Below are 11,486 nucleotides of genomic sequence, written 5' to 3' on the forward strand. Positions count from 1 at the left end.
CTACTTCCAAAATTAAACCAATGCACGATTATAAATTATTCAGTAAATAACAATTTGATTTAGGACAATATATGAGCATCAGTTACCCATTAATTATTATTTATAATAATGAGATTGAGCTATTAGAGCATGCAGATGAGTTACATGATTTTATTTATACTATGGACGTGAATGAGCAGAAAAACGTAGTTATTTTAGATAAAGTAGGTGGCTATCAAGGTTTAAATGGCGATGCGCATAATGCACTCAGTGCAATACAATTAGCGCAATTGGTAAAGGAATACTTAGCAAAAGAAGGACAATGTTGCCTCAGTAAAATAGAGCAGCTTACTCCTGATCAGACATTTATGTTACTCGCCGAAATCAACTAAGGCCTTAACGTGTGCAATCGCACTGCGCCCTAAAGCTGATAGCGAATATCCTCCCTCTAGGTAAGAGATAATTCCTAAGCAATCATGTTGTTGGCTAAATTGCGCTAATTGCTCAGTAAGCCATATATAATCACTTTCAACAAACTTAAGACTGGCCATATCATCTTCAAGGTGCGCGTCAAATCCTGCGCTTATAAAAAGTAGCTCAGGCTTAAATTCTGTTAATCTTGGTAGCCATTGTTGCTCATAAAGTACCTTTAAATCAGTACCATCACTAGCAATAGGCAAAGGTGAATTTATCAACGTGGCGTTATTTTTAATGGCAGTATTTGGATAAAATGGATATTGAAATAACGAGCACAGCAACACATTTTCATCATCCATAAAAATATCTTGCGTACCATTGCCATGGTGCACATCAAAATCGATAATGGCAATGCGTTTTACCCCTTTGCTTTGTGCATATTTAACCGCAATCGCAAGGTTGTTAAACACACAAAAACCAGAAGAGCTGTCGCGATTAGCGTGATGCCCTGGCGGGCGTACTGAGCAAAACGCGGCATCCAATTTACCCTCTAAAATCTCATCAACAGCGAGTAATCCTGCCCCTACTGCACGTTCAATTGCTTTCAATGAATCGGGGCATAACCAGGTATCGCCGTCCAAATCGCTGAGCCCTTCGGTTGGGATCATACTTTCTACATGCTTAATGTGTTGTTCACTATGCGCTAATAAATAGTGCTGACGCGAAGCCTTAGGCGCTTGTTTTTGCTCAATGGCGACATCCAGTCCACTTGCAAGTAAACGGTCGTTAATCGCATCCAAACGCTCAGGGCACTCTGGATGATCGTCAATCATTTTATGTTTTCGACAGTGGGGGTGAGAAATAATCGCAGTGCGCATAGTTAACTCCAAAAATAAGTTGCTTAACGAGTATAACAAAGCCACCTTAGGGTGGCTTTGCGACTTTGGTTGATACTAAACGACTATATAAGCAAGGTTCTGGTTATTTAGCTTTTAAGTCAAGATTTCTAAAATCAAAGCTAAAATCGGTCACCTGCGTTGAAACTGCCTTCATTTTCGCTGATTCTACACGGTTATCTGCACTCATAGAAAAACGAATAAAGGCATCTGCCTCTAATAGCTTTTCATCCCATTTAACAATAAAGGTATTACCTGTGTAATGCTCCAACTCACCTTTGAGGCGCTTTGTATGGGTAAAATCAATGCGTAATTTACCATCTAACTCTTCAATTATTACATCGCCATACCAATCATCATGCAACGTACCGGTGTAATTAATGGTTGGCAATGCCGGCTGGATATCTGCTGGCACTGAAGGAGCCGCGTTAGCATAGGCTTTTTCTTTACCTGCAAAGTGCTTTTTAGCTAAATCTTCAACCCAGTCTTTATCTTCAAGCTCTAGTACATCTTCAAATACTTCATGAGTCACCGCCGATAATGCAGAAAACGCTTGTTGGTTGCTTAATATCACAATTCCCACATTTTTCTCTGGCAAAAGAGTAACCTGCGAGACCATACCTAAAATACCACCACCATGTGCCAGCTTCTTAACGCCGTGGTAATCTTCTATACTCCAGCCCAACCCATAACCTCTAAATTGCTGATAGTACGCTTCATAAGCACTTTTGGATGCTAGTGAGGTAATATGTGGGTGCCACATTTGTGCTTGCTGCTTTTCACTAAATAGCTGCTCGCCATTAGGCATTTTGCCACCAGCAAGTTGAGTACGTAGCCATTGGCTCATATCATTTACGCTTGATGCAATGGCTCCTGCGCCTCTGAAGTCTTCAAGGTAATTAACAAAAAAGGGATGCAATTTACCGTCCATTGGGATGTGCCCAATTGCCCAGTTTTTGTTATTTTTAGCGATACGCGAAAAGCCAGCCCGTGAGTTGCTCATATTGAGCGGCTGTAAAATATTTTTTTCAATGTAGTCGTTCCAGCTCATCCCCGATATACGGGCAACAACTTCACCAGCGGTAACAAACATTAGATTGTTGTAAGCATATTGGCTACGAAAACTGCTAGCAGGTTTTAAATATTTCAGCCCCGATAAAATATCGGCTACCGATTTATCAGTACTTGGCCAAATCATTAAATCACCTTGACCAAGCCCTAAACCACTGCGATGACTTAGCAAATCGCGAATTCGCATTTCACGGGTAACGTATGGGTCATGCAATCTAAATTCGGGTAGGTGATCAATTACGCGATCATCCCAGCTTAATTTGCCTTCATCTACCAGCTTAGCCAGTGCTGCACTGGTAAATGCCTTGGTATTTGAAGCAATGCCAAATAAAGTGTCTTTATTCACCTTGCTATTAGTATTGAGGTTGGCAACACCAAAGCCTTTAGCGAATACAACTTTGTCATTTTCAACAATAGCAACGGCCATTCCGGGTACATCAAACCGTGTCATTGAAGCGTTGATCACCTCTGAAATTTTATCGGTATCAACCGCTGCAGAGCTCGTGAACGCCCAGCCAACCAATAATGCGGCTGTGGCTAATTTTGTTAGTTTCATTGTGTTACCTTAGGTTATTATTTTTGTTTAATCTTGATAAACCGCAAATTCTATTTCGGCGCGCGCTTTATTCGTATCTTGCTTACTCGGGTAAGCTAAAATACGTTGACTGTAGTGTTCGGGTACGCCAGCCTCAAGTGCGCCTCGGTATACATGCTGCACGTACCAATCATAAGGTAGCAGTGTGTCGTCATGTGTGTTTGCTATATAGCAGTGCACATTAATATCATCGTCATCTAAAAGGCTCACGGTTAAATCAACACAGTCGTAATTAGGGCCTTCAATTTTATCTAAGATCTCTTTTTCGGCCTCATTAAGCTGATACACCACCCCATATACCACGGCATCGGGTTCATTAGTGGGCACAATAGTGCATTTACCTGAACCATCAGCAAAGGCCATATTAAAGGTTAACTTATAACCTTTTAAAAGCGCCGTACCCACACGTTTTGCATTAGGTAAACGTGCCAATAAACGATTAGATGACATATTGGAGCCAAACGAAAAATTATATAACGCCATACTATTCCTTAGGGTCTATTGACCTTTCAAGATCAAATTTGCAAAGGTCAACAGACCTCTGTTAAATAACAACTCGCACAGCCAGTGCGATTAAAATAATGCCAATGCCGCGATCGAACCAATAACCACTTTGTTGAAAAAAGTTACGCACCCGTGCTTTTGATAGCAATAGCGACAAAATAGAAAACCAAGCCCAAGTAGCAAGCGCCATATAAACACCATACCCCACTTGCACTATTACCGGTGTAGTAGGACTAATCACTAAGGTAAACAGCGACATAAAAAATAGCGTAGCCTTAGGGTTTAATGCATTGGTAAAAAAACCACGGCGAAACGCACGCCATGATGACTCAACTGCAAGGCTGGGTTTTATCTGCTCATTATTGGCGGTATTTGAAGGTTTAGCAGCGCGAAGCGCCTGCACACCTAAATACGCTAAATAAGCACCGGCTATATATTTAAGTGCCATAAACAACGAAGGCGATTGAGTTAAAACCAGCGCGACTCCCAACACACAATAAGCTATGTGTAATAAAATAGCTGCGCCTACACCTGCACTGGTCCATAGCGCATTATACCTTCCGTACTGTACACTTTGTTTAAGGACTACCGCAAAGTCGGGCCCAGGGCTGGCCACTGCAAAAAAATGAGCGATGGCAATTAATAAAAACTCATCAATATAAACCATGGCTAACAGGCTTGCTCTGGCGAAAAAGCTAACAATAATGGATTAGCCGACTGATTAACCAACGCTTTTATTTCTTTTTGCGCTTTTTTAAATTGGCCTCTTAAATGCGGTTTTAAATGTTTTTTAGAGTGTTTATCTTGCTTAAAGTAGCTTACTAAAGCATGCATAAATACAGTATGGGTTTCACTGAGCCTGGCTTCGCGATTGGCATATGGGTTGTAACATGAGCCACAACCACCCTTAAACTGGTACACAGTATTGCTCATCATCACCCCAAAACCTAAAAAGCACGCTAAAGCATCCGTTGCTTGAGGTAAGTACGCTTTACCACCTGGGGGCAATACGCCTACATGATGAATTAAAATGGTAGCAAGAGTACCTGCAAAGCTAGCTACTAAATCTTGTGGCTGATTAATTTGGTTTGGGTTAAACGACACATTAATTGTATGGCTTGGTGGCACCATTAAATGGCAGTGCTCACCACGTAGATGCTCACTAAATTCAAAATGTGGAAACACCTGAGGTTGTAATTGTTGCGGTGCAACAAGTGTCATAGGCCATTCACTCATACCAGCATAGTGTTTAACACGCGCAAACACTTTACTGGCCATTTCTTCAATGCTTGAAACCGAATCAGGAAAAAACTCGACCGTTGGCAAAATAATTTGGCTGTGCTTAGTAAAAAAATTCAGGTCAAAGTTTTCTGCAGCCCAAATAAAGGTATCAACTAGCCACTGTTGTTCTTGTTCTGCCAATAAGGGCTTTGATTTAAATAGGGTTAACATAAACTACTCTTGCCCCTTCGCCCATTGCCATGCTTGTGTATTGTATAAAGGCACCGTAGAAAGCGCGTGATGATGACTGCCCGTAGATTCTTTAGTTGAGTACGATAAATACAATAACGTATGTGTTTTAGCATCATAAATGCGACGAACTTTTAACGACTTAAACAAAATACTCTTAGATGATTTAAATACAACTTCGCCCGACTTACTACGGTCAATAGACTGTAATTGGTCTGCGGTAATTGGCCCCGTTTGACGACAAGCAATCGACATATCTGAGGGATCTGAAAAGTCTAAATTAGCCTCAATGTGACTAATATGACAAGTAACCCCAGTCACAAGCGGATCTTGCTGAGAATTAACTACCACATCCTTAGTGGTAAATAACCCTAGACTCACTGAAGCAACATCATCAGAACACCCCGTAAGCCCTGCTAAACATGCAATTAAACCACCCATTTTGAGATATTTCATAGCAAGTCCTTCGTTCATAATAAAATTAAGTTATGCCTTATACTAAACGCTTTCACTGCGATAAAACAAATTTTATAAGCAATAAAAAAGGCACGCCCGAAGGAGTGCCTTTGCAAACAAATACAGCTAAAAATTATTAAAATCTATATTGTGCACCTAGATAAACATAACGACCAGCACCGCCGCCGTAACGGCTATAGAAGTTCCCTCGGCCACTTGGATAAAATGCCCCTTTGTCGTCAAATACATTATTAATCCCACCAAATACACGTAAGTCACTCTTATCTGTCAGTGCCATAGTGTAAGACGCTGATAAACTATGCTTTAAAAATGAGCCATAGTTTTGATATGCCAGTGGCTCAGGGTTAGCAATACAACCGGCATCGCCCGTAGCACAGCGTTCATCATTTGCAGCAACATATTCAAGGTAATCTTTCTCATCTTCTTGGCTTGCTTTAAAAGCACCTACGTAATTTGTACGCCAGCGGATACGTAAGTCATCCATTTTCCATACAATCGACATAGCGGCTTTATCTTTTGAACGGCCATAACCTGCATACTGAGAAGTCACACTAGAACCATCTAACCCTTCATAGGTTTGCGAGTTTTCAATAATATGATTGTAATCAAGCTTAAATGACAGGTTACCATAGCTGCCTATGTCATATTTGTAAGTTGCAACTACATCGTAACCGCGCGCTGTTAACTCATCTAAGTTATATTCACGCTGTAGTATTTTTACGATGTTACCTTCGTCGTTACGGGTAATATCGTTACAATATTCGTTATCACTACCCCACGCAGCCTCTGAGTCATAACATTCACGCATGATGTTTTCGTTACTTATTTCATCAATTGCATCAACAATGGCAATGTCGTAATAATCAACCGCTAAGTTAAAGCCATCTAAAAACTCAGGAGAAACAGTAATACCAAAGGTATAGGTATCGGCTGTTTCTTCTTTTAAGTTTGGATTACCCGTATTTGGTGAATAGTTATTGTCTTCACTTTCAAATTTAAAGTCAGGATCATCAGCCAGCTTTTGTGCCAAGGTTGGCTCTAAACGGCAGTTATCGTGCCCTGGGTTTGTTGATGTTGCAGTTAAGCCATCACAAATATCATCAAATGAATCAAAATCGCCACGAGGGGGTGACAATAGCTCTGTAATAGTTGGGGCACGCTGTGCACGCGCATAGTTAGCACGTAGCATGTACCCGTCAATTGGCTGCCACAATAATCCTAACTTATAACTGGCTACGGTGCTGATATTATCAATACTGTAATTTGCTAAACGCAACGATGTTTCTGCCGATAAGCTTTTAGCAAATGGCACATCTTTAAGTAGTGGCACTGCAAGCTCTGCAAACGCCTCATATACTTCTACTTCACCATAAAAAGAAGGCACAACGTTAAACGTAATACCGCCCGCTTTCATATCATCGCTGGTATCTAAGCTTTGCGAGTCTTTACGATACTCTGCACCAAATACTGCAGACACATTACCTGCTGGCAATTCATATAAGTCACCGGTGATATAACCCATTACCGTGTACTGTTGAATCTCAGTATCAATAATTGGATTTGTACGGATCCAGTCAGCCATTTCAGGGGTAATAGACCCTTCACCAAATAAATTAAGCGGGACACATCCTTGCGCTCGCGCTTCGGCGTCTTTACATTGAATAGTGCCATCGGCTAGCTTTTCAGCTTGCAGGGCTTGGTTAACACGTACTGTGTTTAACTCGTTACTGCGGATTTGATGCTGTTTAAATTGACCATATCCGGCAGAAATATCCCAATCCCATGTATCATCAAACATCATACCTTGCAGGCCAGTCCAGGTACGAATAGTCGTACGGTCGTTGTCAGTGCTGATATTACCTACTTCACCAAAACGACGATCCCAATAAATACGGTCTTTGTATGGGTTACTGTCAATAATTTCTTGTGGCACATATGGGTTATCAATAGGAATATAACCTGGCGCAATATCATCGATAGGATCCCCTGTCACTGGGTCGTAGCGAGGTACATAAGCCCCTTCGTATTCATCTTCTGGTGACTTATCGTTGAACGAGCCACTCTTACTGTATTGAATTTGGAAATAACTCATGATGTCGTCTGTTACATCATAATCTACTTTTATTGCGGTCGAAAAGTTATCACTAGGTACATCAAGCATAACGTATTGTTGTGAGTTGATACCGTATATCTCTTCATTGCCTTTCCAGTCATCACGTAGTGTCTGACCGTCGTACCAAAACTGAGTGTCGTTTCGGCTGCTTTCTAAAAATACACCGCCTAAAGTGCCATCGCTTTTGCTTGCCCAATCAGCTTGTGTAATACCGCTCATACACTGATAACCATCAGCAGTGTACATTTGATTACACATCAGCTCATCATCGTAACTATGCGCCGCTTCTATTTGCGCTCGGTCGCGATCGTAAAAGGTCATACCAAAATCACGATCCCAGTTTGAGCTAACAAATACATAACCACGATCATCAGCAAATGACGTTCCGTAGTTTAAATCAAGCGTAAACTCGCGACCGCCACCATCTGTTGTTTCACCGCCTCGGGCTTGAAATTCAAAACCTTCTTTTTTTGACTGGGTAATAATATTAACTACACCAGCAACCGCATCGGCACCATAAGTGGCCGACGCACCACCACTAATAATTTCAACACGTTCTACCATGCCACTAGGAATAGTATTTAAACTGACATAATTACCACCGTAACTATTAGAGACAACACGGCGGCCATCAATCAATGTCAGCGTTCTATTAGCGCCTAAATCACGAAGCTGGACTGTTGATAAACCAGTACCCGAAATGCTTGATTGGCTGGTTGTGTTACCAATACTTTGACTCAGTGCAGGCATATTATCGATTAATACATCTGAAAGATTGCCTAAGCCTGTATCCTGAATTGATGCTCTGTCCATGGTAACCAGCGGAGTCGTAACCGAAAAACTATCACGCTTTAAACGCGAGCCTGTTACTGTTATTTTCTCTGGTACTTCTTGTACCACTTCTTCGCTTGCCTTTGCAGAAGATTGACGATCAATTGCCTCGTCATTTGCTATTGCATACCCAGATAAGCTTGCTGTTATAGCCAGTGCTAACGCACATTTTTTGGTTGATATTTTACTCACAGACTTCCCTCATTTTTTATTAGCCCATTAGTAAAAATCGCTTTTTTATTAACTTTCTAGTTATTAAATCGGTTTTGTACTAATTGGTTTGTTTTACTAATAACAGGTTGTAAGTAATCGTGAATAAAAGCACAATGAGAGGTGTCTCGTTTATATCCCTATTTTACATCTATTTAATATCTATTTATTTATAATCATGAACTTATACTTATTGTGTTAGAATGATGTAAAATTGAACGTTAACTAATTATCGTGCTAATTTGCATTAAACAACACAATAAATATTGCTAATAACTCATACTAGGAAGAGGTTTAAATACACATACTATGAATACTCAGCAGCCTTTTTCAATTGGAAATTGCCAAATATCGGCGTTTGAAAATAAGCTGTTTTGTGCTGATAAAGCCTGTATTTTACAACCTAAATTTATAGAACTGCTGACCTACTTAGTAGCATGCTACCCAAATGCAGTGAGTCGCGAACAACTAATTGAAAATGTATGGGATGGTAATCAATATGTGGGTGAAAAAGCACTCACTAATGCCATATGGCACCTTCGTAAAAGCTTTAAAGAGCTTGACCCCGACAACACCTACATAGAAACACTGCGTAAAACAGGTTATCGCTTAGTGCAAAAACCAATAATGCCAAACGCGCAGAACAGTATTGATGCATCCTCTACTCGCCCTAAATATATTTTCGCTGTAGCCATGGCTATCGTGGTCTTGTTATTCGTTGGTGCCTGGGGTTACAACGCTTTTAGCGATGAAAATAAGCCGCTTGCGCTATCGCAACAAGCAGAGCGCTTATACGATCATGTTGAAACCATTACTACCAGCCCAGGACGAGAGCTATTCCCCGCTATATCCAGCGACAGTCATTTTTTAGCATATTCTTGGCGCCGCCCTGGTCATAAAGCAAATTTATACTTACGTGATTTACATTTACCCGAACAAGCTGCAATAGCTCTTACCGACACCCCATTCATTGAAGGGCGAGCGGTATTTAGCCCCGACTTAACCTTTGTTTATTATTATCGCCGCATATCTGGTCAAGGCTGTGAGGTTATTCAGCAAAATATTGCCTCGGGAAATACCATTATTTTAGGGAAGTGTGGTAACAAAGCGAGTACCGATATAGACATAAATGCCCCGGGCACTAAACTGGTTTATATTAGTGAAGATCAAACAAATACTCTGACTCAACTTAACCTTGTTGATTTAACCTCATCGCCATACACAGTTACTCAAATACCTTGTATTTCAGCATGCCAATATAGCGATGAGTCGGTTGTGTTCTCCCCAGATGCAACTCAACTTGTAGTATCTCGTAACTTACCAACGGGGTTTGAAGAATTATTTTTAATCGATATAAAAACAGGCAATGCAAATCAGTTAACTACTGGGTTTATTGATATGAGAGGCGTTGATTGGCACCCCTCTAAGGCACAACTCGTTTTTTCTGGTGTAAAAAAAGGTAAACGCCAAGGGTACTTTTACAACCTTAAAACACAACAAATGATCAATGCCCGCATAGATGGCTTAAGCTACCCAGAATTTGCCAGTGATGGCAGTTTGTATTTTCATCAGTGGAATATAGACTCGGCTTTAATGCGTTTAGAGGTTAATAATGCGGTTGCAAGCTCTCCTTTCCCAGTGCTATCAAGCCACTTTAGTACCCGCTTTCCTGATTATAACAAAGCCAGAAACAAACTCGCGTTTGTCTCTAATGAGTCGGGCTCAATGGAGTTGTGGACCGCAAATAAAGACGGTACCTCTCGAAAGCAGCTCACTAATCTCAATGCCAATATTTACCATCCAGTATGGTCGCCAGATGGTGATTATATTGCTTTTATTGCCTCGCACCCTAGTGGTCATGCGTTATACCTGTATGACTTTAATAAACAAACCAGTCGATTATTACCTACGGGCTTTAGCGATCATGGTAAACCGAGCTGGGCTGCAGATAGTAAAACCGTATTAGTTTCTGATGATCAGCACGTGTATCGCTTAGACTTAAGCACTAATAAGCTTATACAAGCTGTAGAGTCTCCCACGCTATACGCTTATGAAAACAAGCAAGGCGCTTTAATTTTTGCCAACCAAGCAACCAATCAACTATGGATAAAAGACCCTAAAAGCCAAACTGAGCAACTACTGGTTAGCGATATTAATTTATCAAATCATAATTCGTGGTATTTTTTTGAAGGCGATACCTTAGCGACATCACGTATTTACTATTTTAATGTAAAACAAGGTGATTACCGATTAAGTTATTACGACCTCTCAACCAAAAGCCATCATGACGTTATACGCCTTCCCGAACGCGCATTTAGCCGTACTTCTGGCTTAACTTATATTACGAGTGCTAACTGGCTGGTGTACTCTTCGTATAAGTCACCACAAATTGACATAAAACGTATCAACCAAAAACATTTGCCCTAAAAGCAATAGCCTGAACTATGCTAAGCCAAATTTTTAAAAATTAAGCTCCATAGGGTTAGCGCGTACAAACCCGTTTGGTATAATTAAACAAACCAATCTTAAGAGGATACGCTAAATGCCACACATTATTATTGAACACTCAGAAGATCTGCCTTTATTACCTCAGGTTCTAGTGGAAAAAATCCACACAACAACATTTGAAAGTGGCTTATTTGATTTAGAAACAATAAAAACTCGTGCTATTGCGTATCAACATTACCAATTAGGTGTGGGTAAAGAGGGGTTTATTCATATTGCAGTACATATTATGGCTGGGCGCTCTATTGAGCAAAAACAAAAACTAAGTGAGCAGTTACTAGCGTGCCTACAAACATATTGTAGAGCTTCTGATAGCTTAAGCGTTAATATTTACGAAATGAATCACGAGATTTATCGTAAGAATTAACCGCCATTAAAACATCATAGTTATAGGCAAGTGCTCTATAACTATGATGGT

The 11,486-nt window shown here is 40.5% G+C and carries 10 protein-coding genes; 3 read left to right on the top strand and 7 right to left on the bottom strand.

Features of this window, described 5'->3' with window-relative positions:
* Positions 1-71 precede the first annotated feature (71 nt).
* Complete coding sequence (locus AB8618_RS13805) at positions 72-371, top strand: hypothetical protein (RefSeq protein ID WP_409423984.1); 300 nt, start codon at positions 72-74, stop codon at positions 369-371.
* Here the strand turns inward: AB8618_RS13805 and AB8618_RS13810 are convergent.
* The 7 genes from AB8618_RS13810 to AB8618_RS13840 all read right to left on the bottom strand — a co-directional run bounded on the left by AB8618_RS13810 (position 351) and on the right by AB8618_RS13840 (position 8,545).
* Complete coding sequence (locus AB8618_RS13810) at positions 351-1,274, bottom strand: histone deacetylase family protein (protein WP_413400843.1); 924 nt, start codon at positions 1,272-1,274, stop codon at positions 351-353. The genes AB8618_RS13805 and AB8618_RS13810 overlap by 21 nt on opposite strands.
* A 103-nt stretch (positions 1,275-1,377) precedes the next feature.
* Positions 1,378-2,919 carry a serine hydrolase gene (locus AB8618_RS13815; RefSeq protein ID WP_418157314.1) on the bottom strand — a complete coding sequence of 514 codons (1,542 nt, stop codon included), beginning with the start codon at positions 2,917-2,919 and terminating at the stop codon, positions 1,378-1,380.
* Positions 2,920-2,946: 27 nt separating this feature from the next.
* On the bottom strand, positions 2,947-3,441 hold the full coding sequence (locus AB8618_RS13820; protein ID WP_409423987.1) for a gamma-glutamylcyclotransferase family protein: 495 nt from the start codon (positions 3,439-3,441) through the stop codon (positions 2,947-2,949).
* A gap of 61 nt (positions 3,442-3,502) precedes the next feature.
* Positions 3,503-4,129, bottom strand: a complete 627-nt coding sequence (locus AB8618_RS13825) for a LysE family translocator (protein ID WP_409423988.1) — start codon at positions 4,127-4,129, stop codon at positions 3,503-3,505.
* Positions 4,130-4,131: 2 nt separating this feature from the next.
* Positions 4,132-4,914 (bottom strand): hypothetical protein, encoded by a 783-nt coding sequence (locus AB8618_RS13830; protein ID WP_413400845.1) that lies wholly within the window; start codon positions 4,912-4,914, stop codon positions 4,132-4,134.
* A gap of 3 nt (positions 4,915-4,917) precedes the next feature.
* Positions 4,918-5,388 carry a CreA family protein gene (locus AB8618_RS13835; protein ID WP_409423990.1) on the bottom strand — a complete coding sequence of 157 codons (471 nt, stop codon included), beginning with the start codon at positions 5,386-5,388 and terminating at the stop codon, positions 4,918-4,920.
* A gap of 136 nt (positions 5,389-5,524) precedes the next feature.
* Entirely contained in the window at positions 5,525-8,545 is a 3,021-nt protein-coding gene (locus tag AB8618_RS13840) for a TonB-dependent receptor domain-containing protein (RefSeq protein WP_409423991.1), read from the bottom strand.
* 327 nt (positions 8,546-8,872) lie between these two features.
* On the opposite strand from AB8618_RS13840, the gene AB8618_RS13845 reads away from it, so the two are divergent.
* Together AB8618_RS13845 and AB8618_RS13850 are read left to right on the top strand one after the other, a co-directional pair.
* Positions 8,873-10,990, top strand: a complete 2,118-nt coding sequence (locus AB8618_RS13845) for a winged helix-turn-helix domain-containing protein (RefSeq protein ID WP_409423992.1) — start codon at positions 8,873-8,875, stop codon at positions 10,988-10,990.
* Positions 10,991-11,105: 115 nt separating this feature from the next.
* Positions 11,106-11,435, top strand: a complete 330-nt coding sequence (locus tag AB8618_RS13850; protein ID WP_008114843.1) for a 5-carboxymethyl-2-hydroxymuconate Delta-isomerase — start codon at positions 11,106-11,108, stop codon at positions 11,433-11,435.
* Positions 11,436-11,486: the final 51 nt, after the last annotated feature.

The sequence above is a fragment of the Pseudoalteromonas sp. RW-H-Ap-1 genome (assembly GCF_048318575.1).
In the GTDB taxonomy this organism is placed as follows: domain Bacteria; phylum Pseudomonadota; class Gammaproteobacteria; order Enterobacterales; family Alteromonadaceae; genus Pseudoalteromonas.

Bases quoted from the DNA above. Each gene is read 5' to 3' on its own strand.
- AB8618_RS13810 (WP_413400843.1), bottom strand. From the start codon at position 1,274: ATGCGCACTGCGATTATTTCTCACCCCCACTGTCGAAAACATAAAATG.
- AB8618_RS13850 (WP_008114843.1), top strand. From the start codon at position 11,106: ATGCCACACATTATTATTGAACACTCAGAAGATCTGCCTTTATTACCT.
- AB8618_RS13835 (WP_409423990.1), bottom strand. From the start codon at position 5,388: ATGAAATATCTCAAAATGGGTGGTTTAATTGCATGTTTAGCAGGGCTT.
- AB8618_RS13815 (WP_418157314.1), bottom strand. From the start codon at position 2,919: ATGAAACTAACAAAATTAGCCACAGCCGCATTATTGGTTGGCTGGGCG.
- AB8618_RS13825 (WP_409423988.1), bottom strand. From the start codon at position 4,129: ATGGTTTATATTGATGAGTTTTTATTAATTGCCATCGCTCATTTTTTT.
- AB8618_RS13820 (WP_409423987.1), bottom strand. From the start codon at position 3,441: ATGGCGTTATATAATTTTTCGTTTGGCTCCAATATGTCATCTAATCGT.
- AB8618_RS13845 (WP_409423992.1), top strand. From the start codon at position 8,873: ATGAATACTCAGCAGCCTTTTTCAATTGGAAATTGCCAAATATCGGCG.
- AB8618_RS13830 (WP_413400845.1), bottom strand. From the start codon at position 4,914: ATGTTAACCCTATTTAAATCAAAGCCCTTATTGGCAGAACAAGAACAA.
- AB8618_RS13805 (WP_409423984.1), top strand. From the start codon at position 72: ATGAGCATCAGTTACCCATTAATTATTATTTATAATAATGAGATTGAG.